Source organism: Paractinoplanes rishiriensis (assembly GCF_016862375.1).
In the GTDB taxonomy this organism is placed as follows: Bacteria; Actinomycetota; Actinomycetes; order Mycobacteriales; family Micromonosporaceae; genus Actinoplanes; species Actinoplanes rishiriensis.
Genome location: NZ_BOMV01000111.1, coordinates 1 through 26,014 on the forward strand (window position 1 = coordinate 1; position 26,014 = coordinate 26,014).

The following is a 26,014-nucleotide window of genomic DNA, read 5'->3' on the forward strand; positions in this document are numbered from 1 at the left end:
CATCATCGGCAGTCTGCCCGCCACCGGCGGGTTCCTGCTGCTGATCCTCGCCGAGAGCATCGCCGCACCGGCCTGGGTCCGCGACCTCTCACCTTTCGCGCATCTGGCCCCCGTACCCCTGACCGGCCCCAACACGACGGCCTCCACGGTGCTGCTGATCGCGGCAGTCGTCCTGACGGGCGCAGGTATCGCTGGGTACCGCCGCCGAGACCTTCGAACGTGAACGGCAGCCGACCCGGCGGATCGAGGCGGCGCCGGGTCGGGAGTGTTGCGACACCGAGGTGAACGCCCTGATGCGATCGCTGACCGCGGGACAGGCGAGTCCGTGAGACGATCATCAGCGACCGCAACCGAACGGAATCGTGGCTGATGGAGTCGACCGGGGCGCAGTTGTTGATGGGGCTGCTCCTGAGCGGTGGAGTGTTCCTGGGCATTGCTCTCGGTATCGCCGTGCTGTTCTGGACACCGATCAGCCGCGAGGAGGGACGCAGGCGGCAGACACCGCCGCCTGGTTGGTGGACGAGAACGAAGCAGGCACTGCAGTCGGTAGCCGCCCGGGCAGTACACCTCCTGCGGGGACGGCTGCCGGCCGCGGCCGCTCCGCTGTCGCAGGCGGTCCGGCATCCGGCCCGACTGGTCGTCCTCGGGTTCGCCGCCGCAGTCCTGCTCGGGGCGGGACTGCTGTCACTGCCGTTCGCCACCACGACCGGCGACCGGGCGCCGATCATGACGGCGGTTTTCACCGCTACCTCCGCGGTGTGTGTGACCGGCCTGGTCGTGGTTGACACCGCAAGTTACTGGTCCGTCTTCGGCGAGATAGTGATCCTGTTGCTGATTCAGGTCGGGGGGTTCGGCATCATGACCCTGGCCTCGATGCTCGGTCTGCTCGTCGCCCGCCGCCTGCGGATCCGGCTGCAACTGGGCACCCAGGCCGAGACCAAGGCGCTGGGCATCGGGGAACTGCGCCGGATCGTGCTCGGCGTCCTGCGGATCAGCCTCCTGGTCGAGCTGCTGGTCACCATCCTGCTCGCCTGGCGTTTCGCCGACGGCTACGGTCACGCCTGGCCCCGCGCCACCTACCTCGGCCTGTTTCACGCGGTGTCGGCGTTCAACAACGCCGGCTTCGCCCTCTATCCGGACTCGCTCGTGCGGTTCGTCGGTGACCCGATCATCTGCCTGCCCATCGCCGCCGCCATCATCGTCGGCGGACTGGGCTTCCCCGTGTTGTTCGAGCTTCGTCGCGAACTACGCACCCCACGCCGGTGGTCGATCCATACGAAGATCACGGTTGGGATGACCGTGACACTGCTGTCCGGCGGCTGGCTCGCCATCAGCGCGGCCGAATGGACGAACAAGGCCACGCTGGGGCCGCTGGGCGTCGCCGACAAACTACTCGCCGGCTTCGTCACCGCCGTCATGCCCCGCACCGCCGGGTTCAACAGCCTCGACGTGGCGCAGATGCGTGACGTTACCCTGCTCATCCACGATGTTCTGATGTTCATCGGCGGCGGCAGCGCCGGCACCGCGGGCGGCATCAAGGTCACCACCTTCGCCGTTCTCGGCTTCGTGATCCTCGCCGAGATCCGCGGCGAACCCAGCGTGCACGCCCTGGGCCGCCGGCTCCCGGCGGGCGTCCAGCGTCAAGCACTGACCATCGCCCTGCTCGGCGTCGCCGCCATCGCCGTATCGACCCTCGCGCTACTCGCCCTGACGCCGTTCCGCCTCGACGTGGTGCTATTCGAAACCGTCTCCGCGTTCGCCACCGTTGGTCTGTCCACCGGTATCACCGCCCAGGTCGGGACCGCCGGGCATGTCATCCTGTGCCTGCTGATGTTCATCGGCCGGCTCGGCCCCATCACCGCCGTCACCGCGCTCGCACTGCGCGAACGGACCCGCCGCTACGAACGACCCGAGGAGCGACCCGTCGTTGGCTAGGAAACCGATCGACCACCGCATTGTCGTCCTCGGCCTCGGCCGCTTCGGTGGCTCCCTCGCCGCCGAACTTGTCCGCCGCGGCTGGGAAGTCACCGGGATCGACGCCAACCCGCAAGTCGTGCAGACCTACGCCGACCAGCTCACGCACACCGCTATCGCCAACACCACCGACGAGGAATCGCTGCGACAACTCGGCGTGTCCGACATGACCCACGCCGTCGTCGGGATCGGCACCGACCTGGAAGCCAGCATCCTGACCACCTCGCTGCTTGCCGACCTCGGCGTACCGAAGATCTGGGCCAAAGCCGTCAACCGCCAGCACGCCCGCATTCTCGAACGTGTCGGCGCGCACCACGTCGTGCTGCCCGAACACGAGATGGGCGAGCGCGTCGCGCACCTCGTCACCGGACACATTCTCAACTTCATCGCGTTCGAAGACGACTACGCCCTCGTCAAAGCCCGCGCCCCCGAGGAAGCCATCAACAAGACCCTCGCAGACTCCGGCCTACGCTCGAAGTACGGCATCACCGTGGTCTCGATCAAGCGACCCGGCGAGCCATTCACCTACGCCACCGCTGACACCACCGTCTACAGCGGCGACATCCTGATCGTCGCGGGGCGAACCAGCGAGGTCGAGACCTTCGCCAGCCTCACCTAGGCAGGCGACGTCGGTCGGCATGCTGTCACACTTGCTGAGACCGGCCGGCGGCCGTGGTCCGGCCTCGCGAACTGGGCCATCGGATTGCAGAATTCCGAGGTCAACCTTCGTGCGGCGAATACGCCGATAGCAAGCGAGATACCGGCCCCGGGGGCGGCGGACCGCATCCCCGAATGTCCGGCTTTGTCGAGCGCCGCAACGACCTGCCAAACGCCGTTACCGATACCGGCAGCGGTGATTCCTTCAGGGGAGCCCAAGGTTTCATGGCCGGTTGCTGCATGACCTCGAACCGCAGTGTCCACCGTGTACAGTGGCGATCATTGGCGTGGAAGTGCTGCTCGCTTTGATCGAAGTCGGTCATGACGTTGTGTCCGCCGATTGCGGCCGGCACAAAATCAAGTTCCAATAGTAGTTTCACCAGTCTGTCACGGGGATGAAAATGACTGGAAACGGGGATGCTCGTATTCCGATTCTGGTGGTGATCGGAGCGGCGGGTCTTTATGACTTGACCGACGCGTTCACTGCCGCTGGGTATAACGTGGTCAACGTTGACTGCGGCGAACGAGCCGTCGCCACCACCTGCGAGAAGGCGGACTTGATCCTTTTGGACGTCAAAAGGATCAAGGCGGCCGGGAAGTTCCCGCCGAAATTGACTTCTTCGCGGGCCACAGCCTCGGCGAATACAACGCCCTGTTTGCCGCCGGTGCGCTCGACTTCGGTGCCGGCCTGCGCCTTGTACGGCGCCGCGGCGAGCTGATGTCACGCATAACCAACGGCGCCATGACTGCCGTCGTCGGCCTTCCCGTGGCAGCCATCCAGGAAGCGCTGTCCGCCGGCGGGGACCCCACAGTGGGGCTCCTTATGAGCGCAGCCGTGTGACGTGTCCTTGCGCCTACCTGTCCCGGAGAGGGCAGGTAGGCGCCAAGAACATCCCAGGACGTGCCAGGCTGCGGCCTCGATGAGTTGATGCTGCGGCCGTCGCCCGTCAGCGCCGGGTCCACCGCTGGTTGGCGGCACCGGTGCAGGTCCACAAGAGGGTCGCTGTGCCGTTGGCGGTCTGGTTGTTGTCCACGTCGAGGCAGAGGCCGGACGCGTTGCCCCGGACGGTGCCGTCGGCTTGGAAGGTCCATTGCTGGTTGGTGCCGCCGTGGCAGTCCCAGATAGTCACCCTCGCGCCCGGAACTGCGCCGGTCGGCGCGTCGAGGCACTTGCCCAGCGCCTGCAGGGTCTGCCCGGCCACTACCCAGTTCTGGTTCGCGGCGCCGGTGCAGTCCCAGATGATCAGCTGGGTGCCGTTGGTGGTGTTGCTGTTGGGCACGTCCAGGCAGCGTCCGGAGGAGACACTGACCAGGGTGGCCGAGGGCGGGGCCTGCGGCTCACCGGTGACGCCGCCGCTGACCCGGTAGACCACTGTTCCATGCGCGGGCACACTCGCGCTTATCGCGCCGCCGGTGGTCGTCGTGGCGCCGCTCCAGGCATCGATCAAGGTGTACGACGACGCTCCGGACTTTCCGATCGCCGCCGCCGTGGTGGAGACGGTCCGGGTGGCGCTGCTCTGGTTGAACAGCGCCACCGCGACATCGCCGTTGGACAGTCGTTTGGCGAGCACTCGCTGGTTGGCGTCGCCGGCGACCTGGACTCCTTGGCGGCCCAGAGTGTCCTGGTTGATCGCGATCAGCCGGGGGTTCTTCAGGATCGTCTGGGTGGCGGCGCTCATGTTCCGGATGTCGTTGCCCGCGATCAGCGGCGCGGCCATGATCGCCCACATGGCGAAGTGCGAACGTTGCTCGGTGTCGGTCAGGGTGCCGCGGCCGACCTCCATCATGTCCGGGTCGTTGAAGCCGCCCGGTTCCGCGTATGCGGCCAGCGGTACATTCACGTTGATGATGTTCTGTATGCCCATCGGATAGCCGTTGATCTGGTCGGTGTTCCAGACCAGCTGGATGTCCTCGGTGGTGCGCCAGATGTTCGCCACATCGCCCCAGTCGCGCTGCGGCCCGGTCTTCGAGTGCAGGCTGTTGGAGTTGATGCTGTAGAGGATCGGCCGGCCGGTGGCGGCCAGCGCGTCACGCATTTTCGCGAACGTGGTGACCTGCTCGTTGATGGTGCCGAGGGGCGAGCACCAGTCGTACTTGAGGTAGTCCACGCCCCAGGCGGCGAACTGCCGGGCGTCCTGGGCCTCGTGGCCCTGGCTGCCGGTCGCTCCAGGGTAGGAGTCGAAGTACTGCGCGCAGGTCTGGTCCAGTGGCGCCTGGTAGATCCCGAACTTCAGCCCTTTGCTGTGGATGTAGTCGCCGAGTGCCTTCATGCCGCTGGGGAAGCGGGTCGGATCACCCTGCAGGTTGCCGTTCGCATCGCGGGTGGAAGCCATCCAGCAGTCGTCGACCACCACGTACTCGTAGCCTGCATCGCGCATGCCGGAGGTGACCATGGCATCGGCCATTCCCCGGATCAGCGCCTCATTGATGTTGCAGTAGAACGTGTTCCAGCTGTTCCATCCCATCGGCGGCGTACGGCCTACCCCGTTGTCCAGGGCCTGCGCCGGTGAGGCGGCGGTGACGACTGCGGTGCCCGGCAACAGCAGAAGGCTCGCAGCGAGCAGTGCTTTCCAGCGTCTCATCGCACAGTCCAAACCTGATTGGTGGCAGCGGTGCACGTCCACAGGACGACCGAGCTGCCGGCGGCGGTGGCTCTCCCGTTCACGTCCAGGCAAAGGCCGGACGCTGCGTTGCTGATCGTTCCGTTTGCGTTGCGGCTCCAGCGCTGATTCGCCGCGCCGGAGCAGTCCCACAGCTGAGCCTTGACCCCCGCGTTGGCGTTGGTCGGTGAGTCGAGGCACTTGCCCAGCGCCTGCAGAGCTTGCCCGTTGAAAGTCCATCGCTGGTTGGCGCTACCGGTGCAGTCCCCGATGATCGGTTGGGTGCCGTTGGTGGTGTTGCCGTTCGGCACGTCCAGGCAGCGACCGGAGCCGGCGCCGACCAGGGCTCCGCTCGTCGGGGGGCCGACCACCTCACCGATGCTGCCCGGCACCGACTGGAGCGCGGCGTTCCAGACCGCTGCCATCTTGTCGTACCCGCCCGCGGTGGGATGGACGCCGTCGATCAGGTCCGCTGTCGTCAGCGCGGCGTGCATGTCGACCAGATGGACGCGCTTGCCGCCGTTCCTTTTACTCTGCACGATGCCGGGAACGGCGGAGTTGAAGGTGCGAGCGGCCGCCGCCTGGCCGGCGGACGCCAGCGGGATGATCGTTGCCACGAACACATCCGCCATCGGCGCGGCCGTGGTGATGCGGTCGATCAGGGTGGACAGCCGGCTCGGCGCGGACGACAGGTTGTAGTTCTGCAGCACGTCGTTGGTACCGATGTGCAGCAGAACGGTGCGTGGGCTGGTGGTTTGCAGCCACCCGGTGATGTTGGCGTCGATCTGGTCGATCCGCCATCCCGGGTGGCCTTCGTGGTCGCGGTCGCCGAGAGCGGCCGGACCGTTGAACTGGGTGCCGACGAAGTCGACCCGGTAGCCGGCGCCCGCGAGTCGTTGCCATAGCCCGATGCGGTAGCCGCCGGGGACCTGAGTTCCCTCGGTGATCGAGTCGCCCAGCGGCATGACCCGCACCCCGCCGTTCGACTCCGCCGCCGAAGCGCTGGCCGCCATGACCGTGCCGGCCAGCGCCAGACCGGCGGCCAAAGCGGCGGCCAGGGCGGCGCCGAGAATCCCGCTCGTTTGTCGGTGCATCCATGTTCCTCTCGGTGGTCCGCGGCCTCACGGCGGCGGATGGGGGTGGGCACGCGGACCCCGGCGGATGTGGGCAGCGACGTCGTCGTTCGCCGGGGCGTCCTTCGGTCCCGGTGCGGTGAAGCGATGGGGCGGCATGAGTTTCGGGGGAAGGACCGCATGCGTGGTGGTGTGCCAGGCGGCCCGCGAACGGTGCGGAGACGACGCCGGCAAGCAGCGGTCCAGACAGTTGAGAACGTTAACCTCTCGGATTGAGACATTGCCAGAACATTTCCAAACATTCAAGTACGAAAATATGGTGGTCGCCCCTCCGTGATGAGTCCTAAAACCGTCTCTGCGGTTGCCGGCATTACATTTTTCAGTTGGGGGAATTCCTTCCACCTTCCCCGACGGCGGAAACCGGCGGCGAACGTTACAAGAAGTCGTCTTCTAAAAACTGTTATGCCGCTGGCGACCATTGAAGACATTGACCAACGGCAATGAATGGGGGTAGCTTTCCCGGAAGAAACTTTCTAACGGGCGGCCCGACACTTTCGGATGCGCGGTGTGCCGGAACAACGAGGGCGAGGAGTTACCCATGGGTTCGCAGCACGCGAGAAGGCGTCGTCGCGTCGGTACCTTCGCCGCCGCAGTGGTCATACTCCTGGCGGTGGGGACAGTGCCGGCCGCCGGCGCGCAGGCGGCGGCCGGCTATCGGGTGGGGGACGAGGCATCGGTCACGTCGCAGGACGGTACGGCCAAGGCGTCGCCGCAGCCGTCAAGTCCGATGGCGCGGGTGGCTGCGATGCAGCCGGGGTGGAACCTGGGAAACACGTTCGACGCGATCCCGGACGAGACCTCTTGGGGCAATCCCCGCACGACACCCGAACTGCTGCACTTCGTACGGTCGCAGGGCTACAACAGCATTCGCATCCCGGTCACCTGGAGCAACCACCACGGCCCGGCGCCCGACTACCCAGTCGACCCGGCCTGGTTGAACCGGATCCGCGAGGTCGTCGACTGGTCATTGGCCGAGGGTTTGCACGTGATGATCAACCTGCATCACGACTCCTGGCAATGGATCAACAGTTACCCGACCGAACGCACCACCGTCCTGAACCGGTACACCAGGCTGTGGAGCCAGCTCGCCGCCGAGTTCCGCGACCATTCGGACAAGCTGCTGTTCGAGAGCATCAACGAGCCGCAGTTCGCCGGAACCTCCGGAGACGCGGAGAGCGACGAGATGGTGCACGAGCTCAATCTCGCGTTCGTGCGTCTGGTACGGCAGACCGGGGGGCACAACGCCACTCGGTTGCTGGTGCTGCCCACTCTGCACACCAGCGGCGAGCAGGCCAGGATGGACGCCCTGCTCAACACTTTCAACGAGCTGGACGATCCCAACCTGGTAGCGACGATCCACTTCTACGGCTGGTGGCCGTTCAGCGTCAACATCGCCGGGGGCACCCGGTATGACACAAACGTCGAACAAGACATCCTGGGCACCTTCGATCGGGCATACAACACTTTTGTCGCCCGCGGCATCCCCGTGATCATCGGTGAATGGGCCCTGCTCAGCTACGACTACACCAGGCCAGGCATCATCGAACGAGGGGAGTTGCTGAAATTCTTCGAGGCGGTCGGTTACCACGCCCGGACCAGGAAGCTCACCACCATGCTCTGGGACGCCGGTTCGTTCCTGCACCGCCCGGACCTGCGCTGGCGGGATCGGGGCATCCACGAGTTGATGGCGGCCAGTCTGACCACCCGCTCCGCCACCGCCTCCTCCGACCAGCTCCACGTTGCGCGCAGCAGCCCCGTCACCAGCAAAACCCTCAACCTCAACCGCAACGGCCTGTCGTTCCGGGGACTGTGGCAGGGCAACAACCCGTTACGCAACGGCAAAGACTACGTGGTTTCGGGAACCACGCTCACCTTGACCTCGGCGGCAATGAGACGGCTGGCCGGTGACCGGGCCTACGGGGTGAACGCAACTGTCGAAGCCCGGTTTTCGCAGGGCGTGCCGTGGCAGATCGAAATCATCAGCTACGACACCCCGACGCAGGCCGACACGACGGGTAGCACCAGTTCGTTCGCCATCCCAACGCAGTTCCGTGGCGATCAACTCGCCACCATGGAGGCCGAATATGTGGACGGCAGCCCAGCCGGTCCGGCGAACTGGACCCCGTTCAAGGAGTTCTGGACCCATTTCCAGCCCGATTACGCCGCGGGCGTCATACTCCTGAAACCCGAGTTCTTCGCCGAGGTGAACGACGGTGCCATCACGCTCACCTTCCACTTCTGGAGCGGTACCCAGGTCACCTATACCTTGACGAAATCCGGAAGCTCGGTGACCGGTAGCCACGCCTGACCGTTCTCTCTCGCCGCAGAGGGGGGCGGCGGCTCGGTGAAGACAGGGCTGCTCGCTTGTCAGTTCAACGAGCAGGTCATCGGTGGGTCGGCTGTTGGTGTCCTGCTACGTGGCGAAGTGCGCATCGCGCCGGCCATGCGCAGTGGTTGAACAAGTGTTTAATCTGGGCTGGTGATGCCGGACGGCGCGGGCCAGGAGAGTCGAGACGGTGAGTTCGCCACCTCGACGCGGATCCTCGATGCCGCCATCGGACGATTTGCTCATGACGGCTTCCGGGTGGGTCTGCGCTGACGAGCACTTGTCCGCGGGTGAGGCTGCCGGGGTCGTCCGGCCGAGCCGCGACCGAGGCGCCCGTACTGGTGGGTGAGAACCTCAAGTGTGGTGCCGACCAGAATGATCAGGAACATCACCCGCGCCGGTGTGATGACCAGAACGTTCACCAGGCGGGCGTCCTCAGTCACCGGCGTGATGTCGCCGTATCCGGGTGGATCATCAGTTCTCCGCCTGCACCTGCGTACGGTAGCCCGGAACCAGCGTTCGTGATACGGAGGCACGCTGCAGGATTCACAACCGGCGTTCATGGTCGCCGCGCGAGGTCGAAGTCGGTAAACGCGCGTTTCTTGGCGGCATCCAGCCGGGTTACAGGGGTTTACCGTGAGCTCTGCGCCTGGAACGGTTTGACGAAGCCCACACCGTACGGCTCCCTCGAGCAGGACGGAGCCCTGGAACCGCGGTTCAGGCCGGCCTGGTGGTCGGCAAGCACCTTGGACACCATCACCGCGCTCGACCAGAATTGCCAGTCGGCTGCTGAAGGGCGACGAGGCCGTGATCGACGCGTCCGCGCAGCGGCTCGAGGCGCTTGGCGAGGTGGACGCCGCGCACAGCTCCGCGCCGGGGACCTGTCGGCGGTCGCATTTGCAGCACGGTCATTGCCGTTGTGACGCGGTGAGCACTATGTACGCCGTGGGGAAGGCGGGCACGGCGGGATTGGCGCCCGTCACGGTCGCATAGTTGTCGCGGCGCGATCATGCTGCTGGTCACGGTGCTGGTGCTGTCGGTGTACAAGCCGCGCGGCGAGACACCTGGTGCGGCCGGTCGTCTGGCCCCAGACGCGATGCGGCAGGTGCACCCTGATAGAGCAGCGCCTGTGCCGCCGTCCACGCGCTGTGGTGGACGGCGGCACAGGCGCATATTGCGTCAGAGCCGGTCGAGGATCGCCTTCATCGTGGTGATCTCGGCCTGCTGATCGGTGATGATCTTCTGGGCCAGGGCCTTGGCGTCGGGGTTGAACCCTCGCTCGGTCTCCTCTGTGGCCATGGTGATCGCCCCTTCGTGGTGGCTGATCATCATGGTAAGGAAATGCCTGTCGAACGCGGCACCGGTGGCCTTGTTGAGGGTGGCCATGTCGGTGTCGCTCATCATGCCGGGCATCGAGCTGTGGTCCGTGCCAGACATCGGAGCGGGCTGCCCCCACGTGGTCAGCCAGTTGTTCATGGTGTCGATCTCGGGCTGCTGAGACTGCCGGACCTTCGCCGCGAGTTCCTTCACCTGGGTGTCGGACGCGTGCCTGGCGGCCATGGCCGCCATGGTGACGGCCTGCTGGTGGTGCGGGATCATGTGTTCGGCGAACGCCACATCGGCGTTATTGAACGTGGCGCCAGCCACCGCCGAGGCGGGCGGCATCATGCCGTCGTGGTTCGTGCCGGAGCCGGTCGTCGGGTGATCCCCGCCGCATGCCGACAGCAGAATGGTCGTTATAGCGGCGACGCCGGCGGCAAGGCCGGCTCGCCGCGCTGCCGAGGGCAGCGCAAAGGAACGCATCATGTGGCTTAGGACCTTTCAAACGTTGATTACGGGTAGGCGCTGGCGCCCCGACACCGGCCGCGGGGGCGGGTGCCGAGGTGGGGTCTATATGCGCAGGACCGTTGTCAACGGGAGGGCCGCGTTCCAGGATTGCCGGCCCGGTGATGCGCGCGGCGGCGAGCCCGGCAGCCATTCGAGTGTGCCGGCGGCGCCACGACGGCGAGTGGCCACGATCAGCACGACCAGCATGGCGACGACGGCGACGCCGGACAGGATCGCCAGGCAGGCGCTCCACCCGGCGGGCGAACCGTGGCCGGGAGTCATCGGGCAGCTGTCGCCCGGGCAGCCTTCGGTCCACGACGCGACCCCTGCCGTCGTCGCGGTGGACCGTGCATCGCCGTGGGTTTCATGGTGGCCGGCCATCCCGGCGTGGCCGAGGCTGTGCATCGCCGTCAGGCCGATCACGGTGCAGGCCAGCACCAGCCATCGGGCCATCCGGCCGCCTGCTGTCACCGCCCCGGTCACCACCTCACGCTAGCGTGAAAACCGATGCCCGCGACCATCGCCCCCCGCACGACCGGCTGCCTACAGGCGGCCGCTGGGCGTCTTGTGGCGTCACTGCTCGTCAGGTGACAGGTGCACCCGGCGTAGCAGTTGCGCGTTGAGGGCGACCACGATCGTGGAGGCGCTCATCAGCACCGCACCGACCGCCGGACTCAGTGTCACGCCGGCCCAGGCGAGCACGCCCGCGGCGAGCGGGATCGCGAGTACGTTGTAGCCGGCCGCCCAGGACAGGTTCTGGATCATCTTGCGGTAGGACGCCTTCGACAGGCTGATCACGCCCGTGACGGCGCGCGGGTCGGAGGCGGCCAGGACTACGCCGGCGGACTCGATCGCCACGTCGGTGCCGGCGCCGATAGCGATTCCGACGTCGGCGCGGGCCAGCGCGGGAGCGTCGTTGACGCCGTCACCAACCATCGCCACGGTGAGGCCGCGATCCCGCAGCCGGGTCACGATGCGGTCCTTGTCGGCGGGCAGTACGTCGGCGAAAATCTCGTCCTCGCCGGGCCGGAAGCCCAGCTCCGCGGCGACCGCCTCGGCGACCGGGCGGGCGTCCCCGGTGATCATCACGATCTTGCGGACGCCGCGCCGGCGCAGTTGCTCGATGGCCTGCCGCGCCTCTGGGCGGATCTCGTCCTCCAAGGCGAAGGCGCCGACGACCGCGGGCCCGTTGAGGCGGATCAGGTGCAGCACGGCGGCGCCGCGCCGTGACCACGCGCCGGTCGGTCCGGCCAGCTCGTCGGGGACGGTGGCGCCGAGCTCCCGCAGCAGCGCGGGCCCGCCGACGGCGTAGGTGGTGCCGTCGACGGTCGCTTGCACGCCGCGGCCGGTCAGCGACCGGAAACCGATGGCGACGGCGGCCAGTCCTCGATCCCGCGCCACTGCGACCAACGCGCGGGCGAGGGGGTGTTCGCTGTCGGCCTCGACCGCGGCGGCGATCCGCAGCACCTCGTCGTCGCCGTACCCGGCCGCGACGGCCGAGGCGGTGACCGTGTGCGCGCCCTTGGTCAGGGTGCCGGTCTTGTCGAACAGGACCGCATCCACCGTGCGCATCCGCTCGAGGGCGAGTCGGTCCTTGACCAAAATGCCGGCCCGTGCCGCCAATGCCGTGGACAGCGCGATCACCAGCGGGATGGCCAGGCCGAGGGCGTGCGGGCACGCGATGACCAGCACCGTCACCGTGCGTACGACGGCCTGGTCGAGGTCGCCGAGCGCCCACCACGTCACAAACGTGGCCAGCCCGGTCCCGGTGGCGATGTAGAACAGCCAGGCGGCGAAACGGTCGGCGAGGGCTTGGGCGCGGCCGCTTGACGCCTGCGCCTGCGCGACCAGCCGCCCGATCCCGGCCAATGCGGTGTCGTCACCGACCGCGTCGACCTCCACCCGGATCGCCGAATCGGTTGCCACCGTGCCGGCGATCACGCGGTCACCGGTCCTGCGGGACGCCGGCCGCGACTCGCCCGTGATCATCGACTCGTCGACCTCAGCGGCGCCTTCGACGATGTGGCCGTCGGCCGGCACCCGGCCCCCGGAACGCACCAGCACCACATCGCCGACGGTCAGCGCGGTCACCGGCACCGTCTCAACCGTATCTGCGGTGACCCGCTCGGCCTCGTCGGGCAGCAGCGCGGCCAGCGCCGCCAGGGCACCCTGGGCCTGGCCGATTGCCTTCATCTCCTGCCAGTGACCGAGCAACATGATCGTCACCAGTGCGGCCAGCTCCCACCAGAAGTCCAGGCCGAACCAGCCAACGCTGGTGGCCAGCGACGCCACATAGGCGACGGTGATGGCCATCGCGATCAGCAGCATCATTCCCGGCGCCCGGTCCCGCACCTCGCTGACCGCGCCGGCCAAGAACGGCCAACCACCGTGGAAGAAAACCGCCGTGCCCAGGACCGGCCCAACCCAGGCAATGCCGGCAAACTCGAGCGAGTAGCCGAACCAGTCCATCACCATCGGGCTGGTCAGCACGATCGGCACCGTCATCGCCAGGCTCAGCCAAAACTTGCGCCGGAAGACCTCCGGGTCGTGCCCGGCGTGTTTGTCATGACCGGCATGCCCGGCCCGATGCCCGGCGTGCGCATCGTGGCCGCCGGCCGGTATCCCATGGTGCTCATGAGCGTGCGCCGAAATTCCGGCCGGGGCAGGTCTGTGCGCGTGCATCGCCGCTTCGGTCATCTCGATCGCGGCGCCGCTTACCGCCGGTGATCCGCATTGTTGCTTCATGACGGCACCTCCACCCCGAACATATACCCCATGGGGGTATCAGCCAAGGGCCTTCAGTCCATCGTTGGCGGCGAGGGCGTCACTGATTCACCCCTGCGTTGGCGCGCGTCGCCGGTGACGGCGCGGTCAGCGGGGGCAGGCGAGGAAATGACGTAACCTGGCGTCGTGTATCGCCAGCAACCGGTCACCGCCGCCCGCCGGTGGCCGTTGTGGCTGCTTCTTGTACTGGTTATGACCGCGTGGGGGCTCTGGTCAGGCGGCCACTGCGCAGACGACCACCCGGCGCACGCCGACGCCGCGGTCGTCGCATTCGACAGCCCGATCGCGAGCGCCGCTGATCCCGTTCAGCGGAACGTCACCGGCGAACCAGCCGATCACCAGCAGCCGAGCGCAGCGGACGACGACTGCCACGTCCAGGCATCGCCGACAATCGCCTACGCCCCAGGCGTGCCCGCCGCGATCCCCGCGGTTCGCGGCCACGGCCGGATCAGCGCCGACAATCGGTCGCAGCCCGTGCAACCGGCACCGCCCCCCATCACGCTCATCGCCATCGGCGTCAGCCGAACGTAGAAACGGTCACGCCCGCGTCGCCCCTCGCTCGTCAACTCCGGGCTTGACGCGTCGTTCCTTCCGTTTCTGCGTTCGAAAGTCGATCACTGTCATGAATACCGATATCAGGCTGCCCGCACAGCACCGAGCGTCCCAAATGATCCGTCAGCGGCGGTGGTCATGATCGAGCCGCCGCTACCACCCGTGCGCTCAACCGAAGAATGGCCCGCCCGCGGTGGCGTGTGGACCTACGACACCTGGGGCAGGCACGGTCGCCCTGTGCTGCTCATCCCGGCGGTGCTGTTCGACCGGGTTACCTGGTGGCCGGCCGCCGCCGACCTGCGTCCGCACGCCACCGTGGTTGCCGCGGATCTGCCGGGCCACGGTGGGTCCGACCCCCGGCTGCGATACGAGCCGGATGAACTGGTCGACGACCTTGCCGGCCTGATCGCCGCCCTCGACGTCCCGCTGGCACCGATCGTGGTGGGCCATGGCTCGTCCGCCGGCCTCGCGACCTTGTTCGCCACCCGGTACGCCGTGCACGCCCTGGTCACCGTCGACGCCGACGACAGCTTTGCTCTCGACCGCGACCGCTACCTGCAGACCATGAACCTGGACGCGCTACCGGCCCCGTACCGGAACCTCGTGGACGTGGCCGACGAGCCGCGGCTGCTGCGCGATTACGCCGCCTGCATCCGCATCCGGCCGCATCCGGACCCGCCGTCGACCGCCCGGCACGCGCGCCTCGCGATCCGCAGCCGACCGCCCGCCGATCCCGACCCGGGCGACTGCCGGATGAACATCTACGACGTGCCCGGCCGGTTCGCGCACCTCATTGATGTCGACCGTTTCGTCTGCGATATCAAGCGATTGCTCTGACCGGCTCTACGCAGTGTGTCCGCCGCAGCAAGCAAGACGGCACGTGAACCTGCCTATCAATCCTTTCCCCTGTTTATGTGCACGCGCACCGGGACCCGGTCGAACGAGACCGGGTCGTCGGCATTCACGTGGTATGCCGCCCCGGTCGCCTGGGACGGCTGCTGCCGGCGAGCGGGGCGCGTGCCTGCTTCAGGTAGCCGGTGAGGGCTTCCTCGCCTGCTTGTTCGCGGCGCTGCGGGTGAGTGAGGTGGCCGTCGGCGTCAAATCGTACGTCGCGCAGGCGTAGCGGCGGCTCGGTGGCGGCGGCCCAGTGGTGCCAGAGCCCGGTGTGCGGGTCGAACCGGTAGTCGGTCAGCAGCCGGTGGCCGCGGGTGGCGACCAGGCCGACGGCGTCGATCAGATAGTCCCGGACGGTGTCGCTGATGAAGCCCGAGCTTGTACCGGGAGGCCCGACGGCTGGCCATGATACCTCCAGGGGTATGCCGACGGCACATGCTCGCCTGACGCGAGGCCACGGAGCGAGCCGGTCCCGCCGGGACCTTCGGCTCTGTCTGCCGTCCCCGGGCCGGCGCAACCTGGACGCGAGCCACTGTGTCGGCAGTGGGGACGGCGACGATGACCGGGGACTTGAATGCTGCGGCTCGACGTGACGATGGGCCAACGCCGAGAATGCGTATCGGACCCCGCGGATCACGCTGTCCGCCGGTGACCGGCTGGTGAAGTGACTTTCCGGCCGTCATCGGCCGGCGGGCTCCGAAGGAGGATCCCATGAAGCATTGGACGGTGGAGGACGTCATGACGCGCGACGTCGTGTCGGTCCCGCCCGGTGCCCCGTTCCGCGACGTGGTGAACGCTGTCCTCGAGCATCGGATCAGCGCCGTTCCGGTGGTCGACACCGGCGGACGGGTACTGGGCATCATCTCCGAGGCGGACCTGCTGCACGAAGTGCGGGCGACCCGAGGCTACCGGGCACGGATCGTCCGCGCGCTGCGACGACCGGCGGAGATCGGCAGGGTCACCCGGGCGGCCGATCTGATGACTGCTCCGGCGGTGACCACTGGCCCGGGCGCCTCGGTGCTCGCCGCGGCCGGGCGGCTGGAGGACGAAAAGGTGAAGCGGATGCCCGTGGTCGGCGACGATGGCCGGTTGCTCGGCATCGTTTCCCGCCGTGACCTGCTGCGGCTGCAGATTCGTTCGGACGCCGACATCCGGACCGACGTCGAGGACAGCGTGCTGCGGCGCACGCTATGGACCGAACCGGCAGCGGTCACGGTCGGTGTGGACCGGGGAACGGTGACGCTGCGCGGGCGACTGGCGAGTCGCGGCCTGGCCGATCTTGCGGTGCAGCTGACCCGGGAGGTCGCCGGCGTGGTAACCGTGGTGGACGAACTCAGCTGGCAGACGGGTGAGGATCGCTGGACCGCTCGTGCTTCCCACGTGGCGGGCATCCGTGCCGTACGCTCCGCCCCGCCGTCCGCCGGCCCGGCGGCAGGGCGGAGCGATGTCCCTGCTGGACTCCGCTGCGCCGGACGGCGCGGAGCAAGCGGCCACGACGCCGAAACTGCAGCACGGCTGTAGATCACTCGTCGCCGCCGCCGGCTACACCGGCCGGATGTCCTCGTCCGTGCGCAACAGCCCCATGATGTTGCCTTCGGGGTCGCGGAACAACGCAAACGACATTCGCTCGTCGATCTGGGTCGGTGGCACGAGTGGTGTGCCGCCGAGGTCGCTGATTGCTTTCAACTCGGCTTGCAGGTCATCGACCTGGACGTAAACAGTCACATACGGCGGCATCTGTTTGCCGGCCCGCATGAGGCCGCCACCGAGGCCGCCGTCGGCGGGATCCGCCAAGCGGTAGCCGGAGCCGCCCTCCCGGATGGCCCAGCCGAACGCCTTGGCGTAGAAGTCCTCCAGGACCTCGAGGTTGTGCCCGCCGATCTCCCAGTGCACCACGGGATGTGCCATCTCATCCATCCTCTCCGCAGTAGGGGTGAACACAAGACGCTCGCCTTCAGAACACCGATCCGGTCGACGGCCGCATAGGGCCGAACGTCCTTGCCGACGGATGTCGTGGCGAGATCCCGGAGGGCGTGGGCGACTACCGGGCGGATTTGGCTTTGGCCAGCAGGAAGTCCGTCACGGCCGGGGCGAACGCAGGCCCCAGCTGTGGCACGTGGAGGCCACCGTTGATCGTCCATGCCTGAACCGCCGAGCCGCCGGCACAACCCTGCGCGTAGGTGCGCACCGTCGTTTCGGCACCCGGCAGGTCGGTGACCAGGTCAAGCTGAGGAGCGTCGCGGCCGGTTTCGGTGCATTGGTTGTAGCGCAGCCAGTGGGCGACCGTGGTGGCGGCGGAAGGATAGGCGACGCCGTCGATGTCGCCGCCGGTGAAGGTGATGGTCTCGTCGGCGCTGCCGTGGATGGCGAGGACGCTTACCGGCTCCGAGGGGTGGCATTGCGTGGTGTCGTTCCACGTCGCGCCGTTGATGGCGACGATTGCGGCGATCTGATCGGCGTGGTCGCAGGCCATCCGGAACGTCATGAACGCACCGTTGGAGTGGCCGATCAGGTAGATGCGGGCACGGTCAATCCGGTACGAGTCCTGGATCGTGGAGATGAGCCCGCTGAGGTAGCGCGAGTCATCAGGTTGCGGACTGGAGAAGGCGCAACAGGCGTCGGTGGCGTTCCAGAAACGCTCGCCGCGGTCATCGACCGAACCGTCCGGATAGGCGTAGATGAAACCATGCCGCTCGGACTCGGGTGTCAACCGCAGGTAGGTCTCGAGTTCCTTCGCGTCGGACGTGTATCCGTGCAAGGCCATGACCAGCGGCGCCGGCCGGGCCGGAGCATAGGAGGCCGGGACGTGTACGGTGACCTGGCGGCCACCGATCTCCACGGTGCCGGTGCCAAGCGCCGGCAACGCCGACGCGACAGAAGCCGGCCCGGGACTGTCCGCCGAATTGCAGGCCAGCGTCACCATGACTGCCGCCACGGCAGCCATGGTTCGAGCCGCCTGCCACCCGTGTCGAGCCATCGCACCTCCCAAAATATCGTTTGTCCCCGGTTGGCGACAGCCCGACCGCTACCCAGGCAGGTGGGCGCGCCGAACGTGATCTGCCCGGTGAAGGGCCGCATCACGTCGCCACCGCCAGGGTCACCCGGCCGAGCGGGCCACGCGGGAGGCGTCCTCGCCGACCATGGCACGGAAATCGACGGTGGCGATGAAATCGCTGCGCCATCGCGAACCGGTGCGGGCCACGTTGTGCATGCCGACGACATCGGCAAGGAAGGCGTCCAGGGGAGTAGACCGTACGCCGTACGTTGCCGAACTGCTTGAAGGTGGTGTCGAGCTCGGCCAGGAATGCCGTCGTGCCGGCGCTGGACCCGGCGCTCGGCATGACCGGCCGCAGGTCGCGGAAGTCGGCGTAATCGACAGAATCAGCGACATGGCGCGGCGGGACCTCCGGCCGCACCGTCCGGGACCGTGGGCCCTCGCAGTCGTGCGTCGCACGGACTGATGCTTCTCGCAACAAGGGAGGCACAGATGTCCGTTCGGGAAAGCGTTTTCGTATCCGATCAGCGCTTGCAACTGATCAGCCTGACCGTGCAGGTGAAGATGTCGCACGACTTGACGGCCGCATTCTTGGAGCGTTACACCGTCTTTCCCGAGGAAATGCTTTCCGCGTACGCGCGGGAACTCGTGATGATCCGAGCCGTGCTCGACCGGCATGGTCTCGTCTGCCTGGACGGCACGCTCCACGCTGGTCGTTTCACCGGCCAACCGGATCAGGAGCGGTACGCCCGCCTGCTGCGCCGGGGATTCGCAAACCGGGCCGCGGCCTTGGACGTCGTTTCGGAGATGCTCGGTGAGACGGTTGCGATGATCGACTCGGCGCTACCGCATCTACGCACGCCCGACGTCCGGCAGGCATACCTGCAGCTATACGCGGCCTCGATGCGCCAGTGCCGTCTTCTGCAGGCGTGGGCCCGCCGGTGACAGCGATCTCTTGGCGCGGACGCGTGGTTTCTCCTCATCAGGACCTTTTCCCCTACCCGCCGGACCGGGCCCTTGTTCTCCTGAAGGAGAAATCCCGTGATGCGAGGTGGGAAGATGAAGCGACGCTCGTGGCGCGATCTGTCACCGGGTCAGCGCCTGGCCGTGTCCCTCTCGGCGTCGGCGGAAATCGCGTTGACCACGCTGGCCGTGGTGGACCTGATGCGGCGTCCGCGAGAGCGCGTCCGAGGACCGAAGGCCCTGTGGTGGGCGGCCCTGTTCGTCCAGCCGGTCGGACCGATCGCCTATTTCTGGAAGGGCCGGCGCGGCGCAACAGGTCCATGATCGGGCAGCCGTTGTTCGCCGTCACTGTGCTGTCGATTACGAACGAGCAGGCGAGGAGATGGTCGTCATGGCTGCCATCGCTGCCGGGGTGCTGGCGGGCGGACTGCCGTACGCCGCCCGCGGCTCCGGACCGCCGGTCATCGTCCTTCCCGGCATCACCGGGGACAACGCGGATCCCGCCGGCCGTGATCGGCGGGCCCAGCTGCGCGTTTTCCGGTCGCTGACAGACCGGTTCACGTTGTTGGTGATCAATCGGCGGCCCGGCCTCGCGCGAGGTGCGGCGCTCCAGGATCTCGCCGAGGACTATGCGAAGGCGATCGCGCACGAGTTCGGTGGTCGTCCGGTGCCGGTGATCGGCGTGTCCACCGGCGGCTCGATTGCCCAGTTGCTGGCCGCCCGGCATCCGGAACTGGTCAGCCGGCTGGTACTGGTGTCCAGCGCATGCCGGCTTTCCGCCGGTGGCCGGCGGGTTCAGCGCGACCTTGCCCGGTACGCCGCCGAGGGCCGGCCCCGCCGTGCGTGGGCGTCCACCGGCCCCGCGCTCGCCGGCGGCGTCGCCGGACGGTGGTGTTGCACCGCCCTGTTGTGGCTGTTCGGACGCCGGATGACCGCGGCCGACCCGACCGACCTGCTAGTCACCGTCGCTGCGGAGGACACCTTCGATGCGGCCCGGGACCTGCCCCGGATAGCGGCGCCCACGCTCGTCATCGGTGGCGCCCGGGACGGCTTCTACAACCCGCAGCTGTTCCGTGAGACCGCGTACCGCATCCCGGATGCTCGCCTGGTGCTGTATCGCCGGAAGGGTCATGCCGCGACGGTGGCCGGACGCGCCGCTGCGCGCGAGATAGCGGAGTTCCTCGGCTGACCGCACATCCGGCGTGTCCCATCACCGTGCGGCCGACCGATCCAAGCATGATCAGCGAGTGTGTGGCGGCGCAGCGTCGACCGGTCACCAGGGCCGCCGCGCGTCGGACGGGAACGGGTGTGGTGGGACGGAACCGTCCCACCACACCCAGGGTGTCATCGAGCCGGCCACCTGGTGAAGGCGGCCAGGTGCCGTTCGGACGCGGCCAGCAGGTTGGCGTAGACCTGTTTGACGTCCGGGGCGGTCAGCCCGCCGCGGGCGGCCTCCAGGGCGGCGATGTCATCGCGTTCCGCCTGCTGGGCGGCGGCCATGGCTTCGGACAGGCTGGCTTTGCCCTGCGCCACCAGCTTGTCGTATCGGGCCTTGAATGCTGGATCGGTGAATGTGCCGTCTGGCTGGTTCGCGGTCGGGTCGGCGACGCCGTAGCGCTGCAACAGCGTACGGATCATGATCAGATGGTGGGTCTCGGCTGTGGCGATGTGGTCGAATACGGCCGCGTCATACCGGGCCGCGAATGCCGCGTACACGTCGTGAGCGAGCTTTTCCTCCTGCGCCATCGACGCCAGCACGCTCCGCTGGGCAGCGGTGAGGCTGCCCTGCTCGGCGAGTGTCTGGCAGGAGCCCGAACCGGGGCCGAATCCCATACCGCCGCCGAATCCCATACCGCCGCCGAATCCCATGCCGTTGCTCTCGGCAGCCGCCGTGATGCGCGGCGCTGGGCCGGGACCGAAAGGCCCGGCCCCCGCCAGTGCCGGAGCCGCGACCGCCAGGCCGCCCAGGCCGAGCGCCCCGGCCGCCACGACCGTCGCCGCGCGGCGAGTAATGGTCTTCATCATTTTCTCCTCTCCCTGACACCCCCACCGTGGCTCGCCGTGTTGGCGACGGCGTGGAAGCGGTATGGAGACGATGTGGAGAATCAGGCCGGAGCGATGAGGCGCCGGCTCAGGTAGGCGTCGGTGTTCTGGTTCGCGTCCGGCGGAACGAGGTTGGTGGCCTCGGACTCGTAGACCACGACGCGGCCGTCGCCGCTGATCGCCGGCGTCAAACAGGCGTACGAGTCCGCCTGTTTGACGCCGGCCGACACCGAAACCCGGGATGTCATCCAGTTCGTGCCGGACGGGGCCGCGGCCGCCCCGCCTCCGAGGAGCACGGGGCACAGGCCGGCCGCGGCGATCAGCTGAGATGAGCCCATGCCGAGCCTCCGGTCACAGCAGTGGGGTGCGTCCCGCGAAGCCGGTGGCTACCTGGATGCGGGGGAGCAGAGTCGTGCCGTTGCCCTGGTAGAGGTAGAGGATGTTGCTGGAGATGTTCACGGCGGTCAGGTCGGGGTAGCCGTCGCGGTTGAAGTCGCCGACGCCGAGGAGGTCGCGCATGGTGTTCCAGCCGGTGTGGAGCTGGCGGCGGGCGGCGAAGCCGCCGGAACGTCCGGGGTAGAGGTAGAGGGCGCCGGTGGAGGTGAGCCGGGCGATCATGTCGGGGTAGCCGTCGCGGTCGAAGTCGCCGACGCCGGTGAGTTCGCTCATGGCGCCCCAGCCGCCGGTGCCGATCTGGATCCTCGAACCCAGCGTTGCGCCGGGCCGGCCGGGATAGAAGTAGAGATTGTTGTTGTTGGTCTGGGCGGCGATCAGGTCGGGGTAGCCGTCGCGGTCGAGGTCGGCGATCGGGGTGATCTCGCGCATGCCGTTCCAGCCGGCGCCGATCTGTTTGCGGGTGCCGAATCCGGAGCCGGTTCCGGGATAGAACCACAGGGCGCCGGTGGAACTCTGCCGTGCGACGAGGTCCTCCCGGCCGTCGAGGTTGAGATCGCCGATGCGGACGATCGCGCTCATGGTGTTCCAGCCGCTGTTGCCGACCGTGCGGGCCGCTGCGGTGTCGACGTACGTGCCGTTGCCCGGATAGAGAATCAGGCTGCCGTTGCTGGTGGTACGGGCGATCACGTCGGACCACCCGTTGCCGTTGAAGTCGGCGAACTGGGCCGGCGGCAGCGGTGCGAAGTCGACGTAGTCGTTGTCGATGTTGATGGTGACGCCGCCGTGCGTCTCGTTGTGCCCGCCCAGGTACTGCTTCATCCGCCGGTGCGGGGACCAGTACCCGGCCGGGATTGCGGTGTCGGAGACGGTCGCGACGCCGTCCCACCGCGCGAAGTCGAGGTAGTCCGGGCGTACATATCCGGCGGTGTTGTAGTTGGCGACCTGGTCGGCCACGCCGGAGCCCATGCTGCTGTAGAAGCCGGACAGGTAGCCGAGGTCGTGCAGCCGTGCGGTCCAGGCGCTCATGAAGGCCAGGACCCCGGCGCGGCAGGCGGCGTCGTCGGTGCGGTACGCCTCCATGTCGTAGATCAGGATGCTCTCCAGGCCCAGTCCGAGCGCCGTCGCCTGGGCGGCCGCGTCCTCGGCGGTGGCCCGGCCCTGGGCCGCGGCCTGGGTGTTGTCGATCCGGTTCGGCTTGGTCGTGGTGGTGCACGAAGCTTGCGGCCCGACGTACAGGGGCAGCAGGTGCCAGCCGGCGGCCTGCTGGCGGGCCACCCAGGCGGGCGTCAGGTTGGGCTGGGTGCAGCCACGGTTGTTGCCGCCGAAGTAGATGCCGACCGCCCGGTACGGCGAGGCGAGCCACGCGTCCATCGTGGCGTCCGACGGCGCCGTGCAGGCGTCGAAACCGGACCCGGTAAATGCTCCGGGCGCGGCGGGAGCAGCGGCTGCCGGCGCGGGAAACGCGGCAAGGGAGACAGCCGACAGGCAGAGGGCGGCGACGCCCGCGGACAGGAGGCGATGCAGAAGGCGCAAGTTCGGCGAACCCATGACGACCTCACTCACGTTGATTCCTTCGAGCTAAACAATCCGCGCCGGTCGCGGCAAGGGGCGAACGGCCTGACCGTCCGTCAGATCCGGCGCTGGTCTGCCACGCCCGCTGCCCGCTATGGTCAAGGCTCGCGACTGCTGACAGGGAAACCGGGCACCGGAAACTCCGCTACATCGATCAAGGAGCGGAATGTGGAAATCACCGGCATCTTCACCGCAATCATCATCGGTCTGATCATTGGCGCGCTCGGTCGGCTGGTCGTTCCCGGCAAGCAGAACATTCCGATCTGGCTCACCCTCGTCATCGGCGTCGTCGCCGCGCTGATCGGCACCTTCCTGGCCGCCGCCGTGGGCGTCGACGAGACGCCTGGCATCGACTGGATCGAGCTGGCTCTGCAGATCGGACTGGCAGCTGCGGGCGTGGCGGCCGTCGCCGGCGCGCGAGGCCGCCGCCATTGATCTCCTTAGTCCGGGCTGGGTGAGGTCCATCGTCCCTGGTGCGGCGGCGCGGGCCGGGTTGCGATGGAGGCAACGAACGGAGGCCCGCCATGTCGCAGGAACGGGTTGTGCATGACTCCGCAAGGACCGATGTCGTGGTCGGGGTGGACGGCTCACCAGCCGCCCGAGCCGCCCTGCGCTGGGCGGTCGCCCAGGCGCGGCTCACCGGAGCCCGGGTGCACGCCGTCACCGCCTGGGATATCCCGGCCTACGCCGCCTGGGGGGTGATCCCGTACGACGATCTCGCGGCCACCGCCGAGAAGCAGCTCCGGCGCGCGGTGCAGGAGACCGTCGGCGATGACGAGCGGGACCTCACGGTGGTCGAGACGGTGGCACCCGGGCATCCGGCGCAGGTACTGATCGACGCCTCGGACCACGCCGCGCTCCTCGTCGTCGGCTCTCGCGGGCACGGAGGCTTCGGCGGGACGCTGCTCGGCTCGGTCAGCCAGCATTGCGCCCAGCACGCGCACTGTCCGGTCGTCGTGGTACGCGGCAAATACTGAACGGCGGCGCCGGGACCTCCGGCCTGCCGGGACGGGACGAGCCGCCCTGCCCTCCTTTCCCTGAGCGGCGCACGCTCAGGGAAAGGAGGAAAGGAGCGGTCATGAGGCCCTATCCCATCGTCGTCGGTGCCGACGGCACCGACTCCAGCAAGAAGGCGGTCCGGTGGGCGGCGCACGAGGCGCAGCGTCGTGGCCTGCCGCTGCGGGTCACGCACGTCTTCGACTGGGAGTGGCGCGAGGCCCGGTTCGACACGAGTCACGGCTATCTGGATCTGGCACGCGAGCAGGCCGAGAGCATCACGGCCGGTGCCGAGTTCGAGGCGCGCGTGGTGGCCCGGAGTCTCGAGATCGAGGGCGATCCGGTCATCGGTCACGCCGGGGCACGGTTGCTCCAGGAGTCGGAGCAGGCTGAGCTGATGGTGCTGGGCAGCCGCGGACGCGGAGGGTTCGCCAGTCTCCTGCTGGGGTCGGTGAGCCAGCGGGTCGCGACCCACGCCCGGTGCCCGGTGGTCGTGGTGCGCGGCCGCGGCGACGCGACCGAAGGCCCGGTGGCCGTCGGCGTCGATGATTCACCGGCGGCGGACCTCGTTCTCGAGACCGCGTTCGAGGCAGCGGCCGCACGGGGTGCCGCGCTGCGGGTGATCCGGTCGTACCTGCCGGTGATTCCGCTGTGGCTGGAGAACGTACGGGCGGCCGACGTGGAGACCCCGGCGGCGGACGCGGAGGAGCGGGCGAACCTGGACGAGCAGCTGGCGCCCTGGCGCGCCAAGTATCCCGAGGTGCCGGTCGACGTCGTGCTGACACACGACAGCGCCGCCGCGGCCCTGGTCGAGGCGTCGGCGCAGGCCCAACTCGTGATGGTGGGCAGTCGTGGCCACGGTGTGATCGCCGGGTCGCTGCTCGGGTCCGCCGGGCTGCAGCTGTTGCAGCACGCGGAGTGCCCGGTGTACATCGTCCGCCCGGTGGCGCGGAAATCCTGACGAGGCCTGGCCGGACAGGTTCAAGCGGGCGACCACCACGATGGAGGTCGCCCGCCTGGTCGGCAATCGCCGGAGGTCGGATCAGTCCACGGCGCGGATCGGTACGGTGACGCCGTTGTTCCACGGGTTCGACTCGGCCAGCCGGACGGAGGCCGCGGTGGTGCCGTACACCTCGAGTTCGAGGGTGCGGCCGGTGACCGTGGCCGGGCGACGAACCGCGAACGTGTGACTCGCCGTGCCGCGGGCCGGCGGCGGCGCGACAGCGACAACGAATCCGGGGCTGGTCGGCGGGGTGGTGACCGGCGGCCAGGACGAGCCGGCCCGCTCGAGACCGGAGCCCGGGAAGAACTCGATCGCGAGGTTCGCGGGGCGGGTGCCCCAGCCGTGCCGGACCGTGACGGTCAGCGTGCCGTAGCGGTAGCCGTCGACGACCGGGCCGAGCACGATCGAGCCCGCGGCGACCGAGGTCTCGGTCAGGGCGGGATTGGCGGTCATCCGGGTCGGTCCCGCTACCTGGTGGAAGCGGGCGCCCTGCCAGCGGTATCCGCGGTGTTGCCAGACCTGCGGGGTCTCGTCCCCGCAGCACACCTGGTAGTCGCCGACCCGCGTGGTGACAGTGCCGCTGGTGCCGATCCGCGTGCTGCCGGTGTCGATGTCACGGATTTCGCCGGTCGTTGCGACGACGCGGCCCATCGTGACGATGCGGCCGGCCGCGTTCCGGTCGAACGCGACGATCTGCTTGCTTCCGCCCTCGGTCAGGCAACCGATTTCGGCCACCGTCTCGTCGGCACCATCCCGATCGACGTCGCCGTACGTCACGGCGAGGATGACCAGCTCCATCCCCTTCGGCGGCCGGTGGGCGGGGGCCGTCCCGGTTTGCGGGATCTGCACGGCGCCGTCGCGGAAGTGAACCCTGCCGGACGGTCCCTGCAGGTTGTCTGCCGGCCACGCGGGGATCTCCACCGTGCTGTTCCCGAGGGTGGTCAGCGAGATGCGGCCGTTCGGCGCACCCGCGGGCGGACGGGTCGTTGACGGCGGCGAGGTGGCCGTCGCCGGGGTGGGTGCCGCGTCGCCGGGTGCCGGTGTTTCCCGATCACCGTCGTGGAGCAGCAGGTACATGACGATGGGTAGAAGGAGCACCAGGGTACTGAGCAGCGCGACCGCGGCCGTACGCCAGGCGCGGCGGGAGCTGCGTACCGGATGCCCGGACGGTGCCGGGAATTGAAGAGTGGGTCGGTTGGACATCACGCACCTCCCACATCGCGACGTAACGTCTCCCCCCACCGTGCTGCCGGCCGTGGCCGGCAGCCAGAGGAGTTCGTCGCGTTCCGGTAGGCCCAT

General features: G+C 68.3%; 27 protein-coding genes and 1 pseudogene. 16 read left to right on the forward strand and 12 right to left on the reverse strand.

Translation table 11 applies throughout. The features are described 5' to 3' along the window. From Ari01nite_RS45825 to Ari01nite_RS50580, 5 genes are all read left to right on the forward strand, one after another. Nucleotides 1-223, forward strand: a 223-nt coding sequence (locus Ari01nite_RS45825) for an efflux permease Rv1217c-related protein (protein WP_203790599.1), incomplete at its 5' end; no start/stop codon positions are given. Nucleotides 224-369: 146 nt separating this feature from the next. Beyond that, nucleotides 370-1,935, forward strand: coding sequence for a TrkH family potassium uptake protein (locus Ari01nite_RS45830; protein ID WP_239163585.1), 1,566 nt, complete (start codon nt 370-372; stop codon nt 1,933-1,935). Next, on the forward strand, nt 1,928-2,593 hold the full coding sequence (locus tag Ari01nite_RS45835) for a potassium channel family protein (RefSeq protein ID WP_203790601.1): 666 nt from the start codon (nt 1,928-1,930) through the stop codon (nt 2,591-2,593). Before Ari01nite_RS45830 ends, Ari01nite_RS45835 begins: the two co-directional genes overlap by 8 nt. A gap of 439 nt (nt 2,594-3,032) precedes the next feature. Continuing rightward, on the forward strand, nt 3,033-3,350 hold the full coding sequence (locus tag Ari01nite_RS50575; RefSeq protein WP_239163586.1) for a response regulator: 318 nt from the start codon (nt 3,033-3,035) through the stop codon (nt 3,348-3,350). Beyond that, entirely contained in the window at nt 3,284-3,472 is a 189-nt protein-coding gene (locus tag Ari01nite_RS50580) for a hypothetical protein (protein ID WP_239163600.1), read from the forward strand. Before Ari01nite_RS50575 ends, Ari01nite_RS50580 begins: the two co-directional genes overlap by 67 nt. Nucleotides 3,473-3,578: 106 nt before the next feature. On the opposite strand, the gene Ari01nite_RS45845 is transcribed toward Ari01nite_RS50580, so the two are convergent. Together Ari01nite_RS45845 and Ari01nite_RS45850 are read right to left on the reverse strand one after the other, a co-directional pair. Further along, nucleotides 3,579-5,213 (reverse strand): glycoside hydrolase family 27 protein, encoded by a 1,635-nt coding sequence (locus Ari01nite_RS45845; protein WP_203790603.1) that lies wholly within the window; start codon nt 5,211-5,213, stop codon nt 3,579-3,581. Then, nucleotides 5,210-6,325 (reverse strand): ricin-type beta-trefoil lectin domain protein, encoded by a 1,116-nt coding sequence (locus Ari01nite_RS45850; protein ID WP_203790605.1) that lies wholly within the window; start codon nt 6,323-6,325, stop codon nt 5,210-5,212. The genes Ari01nite_RS45845 and Ari01nite_RS45850 overlap by 4 nt, the downstream gene beginning before the upstream one ends. Nucleotides 6,326-6,974: 649 nt before the next feature. Between Ari01nite_RS45850 and Ari01nite_RS45855 the strand changes: the two genes are divergently transcribed. Then, complete coding sequence (locus Ari01nite_RS45855) at nt 6,975-8,672, forward strand: cellulase family glycosylhydrolase (protein WP_239163587.1); 1,698 nt, start codon at nt 6,975-6,977, stop codon at nt 8,670-8,672. A 353-nt stretch (nt 8,673-9,025) separates the two neighbouring features. Here the strand turns inward: Ari01nite_RS45855 and Ari01nite_RS45860 are convergent. From Ari01nite_RS45860 to Ari01nite_RS45875, 4 genes and pseudogenes are all read right to left on the reverse strand, one after another. Further along, nucleotides 9,026-9,154 (reverse strand): annotated as a pseudogene (locus tag Ari01nite_RS45860) (ion channel); the annotation flags it as partial. A 715-nt stretch (nt 9,155-9,869) separates the two neighbouring features. Then, complete coding sequence (locus Ari01nite_RS45865; protein WP_203790609.1) at nt 9,870-10,496, reverse strand: DUF305 domain-containing protein; 627 nt, start codon at nt 10,494-10,496, stop codon at nt 9,870-9,872. Nucleotides 10,497-10,580: 84 nt separating this feature from the next. Further along, nucleotides 10,581-11,000 carry a hypothetical protein gene (locus tag Ari01nite_RS45870; RefSeq protein WP_203790611.1) on the reverse strand — a complete coding sequence of 140 codons (420 nt, stop codon included), beginning with the start codon at nt 10,998-11,000 and terminating at the stop codon, nt 10,581-10,583. A gap of 90 nt (nt 11,001-11,090) precedes the next feature. Continuing rightward, nucleotides 11,091-13,022: a heavy metal translocating P-type ATPase gene (locus Ari01nite_RS45875; protein ID WP_239163588.1), complete on the reverse strand. Its 1,932-nt coding sequence runs from the start codon at nt 13,020-13,022 to the stop codon at nt 11,091-11,093. Between the two features lie 51 nt (nt 13,023-13,073). On the opposite strand from Ari01nite_RS45875, the gene Ari01nite_RS50585 reads away from it, so the two are divergent. The 4 genes from Ari01nite_RS50585 (at nt 13,074) to Ari01nite_RS45890 (ending at nt 16,268) form a co-directional block, all read left to right on the forward strand. After that, on the forward strand, nt 13,074-13,244 hold the full coding sequence (locus tag Ari01nite_RS50585) for a hypothetical protein (RefSeq protein WP_239163589.1): 171 nt from the start codon (nt 13,074-13,076) through the stop codon (nt 13,242-13,244). Nucleotides 13,245-13,427: 183 nt separating this feature from the next. Next, nucleotides 13,428-13,832 (forward strand): hypothetical protein, encoded by a 405-nt coding sequence (locus tag Ari01nite_RS45880; RefSeq protein ID WP_203790612.1) that lies wholly within the window; start codon nt 13,428-13,430, stop codon nt 13,830-13,832. Between the two features lie 258 nt (nt 13,833-14,090). Next, entirely contained in the window at nt 14,091-14,690 is a 600-nt protein-coding gene (locus Ari01nite_RS45885) for an alpha/beta fold hydrolase (RefSeq protein ID WP_203790613.1), read from the forward strand. 768 nt (nt 14,691-15,458) lie between these two features. Next, nucleotides 15,459-16,268, forward strand: coding sequence for a CBS domain-containing protein (locus Ari01nite_RS45890; RefSeq protein WP_203790614.1), 810 nt, complete (start codon nt 15,459-15,461; stop codon nt 16,266-16,268). A 21-nt stretch (nt 16,269-16,289) separates the two neighbouring features. On the opposite strand, the gene Ari01nite_RS45895 is transcribed toward Ari01nite_RS45890, so the two are convergent. Further along, a complete protein-coding gene (locus Ari01nite_RS45895) occupies nt 16,290-16,655 on the reverse strand; it encodes a VOC family protein (RefSeq protein WP_203790615.1) in 366 nt (121 codons plus the stop codon). Nucleotides 16,656-16,788: 133 nt separating this feature from the next. Continuing rightward, a complete protein-coding gene (locus tag Ari01nite_RS45900) occupies nt 16,789-17,682 on the reverse strand; it encodes a CE1 family esterase (protein WP_203790616.1) in 894 nt (297 codons plus the stop codon). Nucleotides 17,683-18,234: 552 nt separating this feature from the next. Here Ari01nite_RS45900 and Ari01nite_RS45905 point away from each other — a divergent pair. The 3 genes from Ari01nite_RS45905 to Ari01nite_RS45915 all read left to right on the forward strand — a co-directional run bounded on the left by Ari01nite_RS45905 (nt 18,235) and on the right by Ari01nite_RS45915 (nt 19,894). Continuing rightward, entirely contained in the window at nt 18,235-18,687 is a 453-nt protein-coding gene (locus tag Ari01nite_RS45905) for a hypothetical protein (protein WP_203790617.1), read from the forward strand. A gap of 114 nt (nt 18,688-18,801) precedes the next feature. Beyond that, complete coding sequence (locus tag Ari01nite_RS45910) at nt 18,802-19,029, forward strand: PLD nuclease N-terminal domain-containing protein (protein ID WP_203790618.1); 228 nt, start codon at nt 18,802-18,804, stop codon at nt 19,027-19,029. Between the two features lie 67 nt (nt 19,030-19,096). Continuing rightward, complete coding sequence (locus Ari01nite_RS45915; protein WP_203790620.1) at nt 19,097-19,894, forward strand: alpha/beta fold hydrolase; 798 nt, start codon at nt 19,097-19,099, stop codon at nt 19,892-19,894. Nucleotides 19,895-20,049: 155 nt separating this feature from the next. Here Ari01nite_RS45915 and Ari01nite_RS45920 read toward each other — a convergent pair whose 3' ends face one another. The 3 genes from Ari01nite_RS45920 to Ari01nite_RS45930 form a co-directional block, all read right to left on the reverse strand. Beyond that, nucleotides 20,050-20,727, reverse strand: a complete 678-nt coding sequence (locus Ari01nite_RS45920) for a DUF2202 domain-containing protein (protein ID WP_203790622.1) — start codon at nt 20,725-20,727, stop codon at nt 20,050-20,052. A gap of 83 nt (nt 20,728-20,810) precedes the next feature. After that, nucleotides 20,811-21,086, reverse strand: coding sequence for a hypothetical protein (locus Ari01nite_RS45925; RefSeq protein ID WP_203790624.1), 276 nt, complete (start codon nt 21,084-21,086; stop codon nt 20,811-20,813). A 13-nt stretch (nt 21,087-21,099) separates the two neighbouring features. Further along, nucleotides 21,100-22,707 carry a glycoside hydrolase domain-containing protein gene (locus Ari01nite_RS45930; RefSeq protein WP_239163590.1) on the reverse strand — a complete coding sequence of 536 codons (1,608 nt, stop codon included), beginning with the start codon at nt 22,705-22,707 and terminating at the stop codon, nt 21,100-21,102. Nucleotides 22,708-22,884: 177 nt separating this feature from the next. On the opposite strand from Ari01nite_RS45930, the gene Ari01nite_RS45935 reads away from it, so the two are divergent. From Ari01nite_RS45935 to Ari01nite_RS45945, 3 genes are all read left to right on the forward strand, one after another. Further along, entirely contained in the window at nt 22,885-23,151 is a 267-nt protein-coding gene (locus tag Ari01nite_RS45935; RefSeq protein WP_203790626.1) for a GlsB/YeaQ/YmgE family stress response membrane protein, read from the forward strand. Nucleotides 23,152-23,285: 134 nt separating this feature from the next. Continuing rightward, on the forward strand, nt 23,286-23,693 hold the full coding sequence (locus Ari01nite_RS45940) for a universal stress protein (RefSeq protein ID WP_239163591.1): 408 nt from the start codon (nt 23,286-23,288) through the stop codon (nt 23,691-23,693). Between the two features lie 101 nt (nt 23,694-23,794). Beyond that, nucleotides 23,795-24,673 (forward strand): universal stress protein, encoded by an 879-nt coding sequence (locus Ari01nite_RS45945; protein WP_203790630.1) that lies wholly within the window; start codon nt 23,795-23,797, stop codon nt 24,671-24,673. Between the two features lie 81 nt (nt 24,674-24,754). Here Ari01nite_RS45945 and Ari01nite_RS45950 read toward each other — a convergent pair whose 3' ends face one another. Next, a complete protein-coding gene (locus Ari01nite_RS45950) occupies nt 24,755-25,918 on the reverse strand; it encodes a hypothetical protein (RefSeq protein WP_203790632.1) in 1,164 nt (387 codons plus the stop codon). Nucleotides 25,919-26,014: the final 96 nt, after the last annotated feature.

What these genes read in the sequence shown, in the direction of transcription:
- Ari01nite_RS45945 (WP_203790630.1), top strand. Translation starts at nt 23,795, where the DNA reads ATGAGGCCCTATCCCATCGTCGTCGGTGCCGACGGCACCGACTCCAGC.
- Ari01nite_RS45850 (WP_203790605.1), bottom strand. Translation starts at nt 6,325, where the DNA reads ATGCACCGACAAACGAGCGGGATTCTCGGCGCCGCCCTGGCCGCCGCT.
- Ari01nite_RS45865 (WP_203790609.1), bottom strand. Translation starts at nt 10,496, where the DNA reads ATGATGCGTTCCTTTGCGCTGCCCTCGGCAGCGCGGCGAGCCGGCCTT.
- Ari01nite_RS45915 (WP_203790620.1), top strand. Translation starts at nt 19,097, where the DNA reads ATGGCTGCCATCGCTGCCGGGGTGCTGGCGGGCGGACTGCCGTACGCC.
- Ari01nite_RS45905 (WP_203790617.1), top strand. Translation starts at nt 18,235, where the DNA reads ATGTCCGTTCGGGAAAGCGTTTTCGTATCCGATCAGCGCTTGCAACTG.
- Ari01nite_RS45950 (WP_203790632.1), bottom strand. Translation starts at nt 25,918, where the DNA reads ATGTCCAACCGACCCACTCTTCAATTCCCGGCACCGTCCGGGCATCCG.
- Ari01nite_RS45895 (WP_203790615.1), bottom strand. Translation starts at nt 16,655, where the DNA reads ATGGCACATCCCGTGGTGCACTGGGAGATCGGCGGGCACAACCTCGAG.
- Ari01nite_RS45845 (WP_203790603.1), bottom strand. Translation starts at nt 5,213, where the DNA reads ATGAGACGCTGGAAAGCACTGCTCGCTGCGAGCCTTCTGCTGTTGCCG.
- Ari01nite_RS45890 (WP_203790614.1), top strand. Translation starts at nt 15,459, where the DNA reads ATGAAGCATTGGACGGTGGAGGACGTCATGACGCGCGACGTCGTGTCG.
- Ari01nite_RS45830 (WP_239163585.1), top strand. Translation starts at nt 370, where the DNA reads ATGGAGTCGACCGGGGCGCAGTTGTTGATGGGGCTGCTCCTGAGCGGT.
- Ari01nite_RS45920 (WP_203790622.1), bottom strand. Translation starts at nt 20,727, where the DNA reads ATGAAGACCATTACTCGCCGCGCGGCGACGGTCGTGGCGGCCGGGGCG.
- Ari01nite_RS45875 (WP_239163588.1), bottom strand. Translation starts at nt 13,022, where the DNA reads ATGACGGTGCCGATCGTGCTGACCAGCCCGATGGTGATGGACTGGTTC.
- Ari01nite_RS50575 (WP_239163586.1), top strand. Translation starts at nt 3,033, where the DNA reads ATGACTGGAAACGGGGATGCTCGTATTCCGATTCTGGTGGTGATCGGA.
- Ari01nite_RS45925 (WP_203790624.1), bottom strand. Translation starts at nt 21,086, where the DNA reads ATGGGCTCATCTCAGCTGATCGCCGCGGCCGGCCTGTGCCCCGTGCTC.
- Ari01nite_RS45910 (WP_203790618.1), top strand. Translation starts at nt 18,802, where the DNA reads ATGAAGCGACGCTCGTGGCGCGATCTGTCACCGGGTCAGCGCCTGGCC.